The sequence below is a fragment of the Ensifer sp. ENS10 genome (genome assembly GCF_014852025.1).
Lineage (GTDB): Bacteria > Pseudomonadota > Alphaproteobacteria > Rhizobiales > Rhizobiaceae > Ensifer.
Genome location: NZ_JACVAS010000051.1, coordinates 1 through 356, shown reverse-complemented (window position 1 = coordinate 356; position 356 = coordinate 1). Strand labels below are relative to the sequence as shown.

The following is a 356-nucleotide window of genomic DNA, read 5'->3' as shown; positions in this document are numbered from 1 at the left end:
GGCGATCCTACGACGTTCATCCATATCGATTTGGGAGTAGGTGCGTCTCATGAGCCATTCCTTGCGAGTGACAACCCATTGGTATCTATCGCAAGTCGCACTTCATCCTTGAACCCACCCGGCTACAATACTGTGGCGGCCAGGTTGAACTGTCCGCTTTGGCGCAAAGTAGAAATGTCACTTGAGCTGCCCTACTGCACAGCGACCAGCCCCGATCTGACCGGCTGATCCGGTTGCAAGATCAGATCGGGGCGGGTGGGGAGCACTCCTTCGGCTTTAGCTTTGAGAGCTCGGTCAGGGGATCATTCCGCAGCATCAAGTCGGGACAGGGCCTGCTCGCGCCGAGCAATCACCAC

Annotated in this window: 1 protein-coding gene; it reads left to right on the top strand. The window is 57.0% G+C overall.

What is annotated here, in order from left to right; translation table 11 throughout:
- A partial coding sequence (locus tag IB265_RS36560) for a hypothetical protein (RefSeq protein WP_210334700.1) occupies positions 1-228 on the top strand: 228 nt, incomplete at its 5' end.
- Positions 229-356 lie beyond the last annotated feature (128 nt).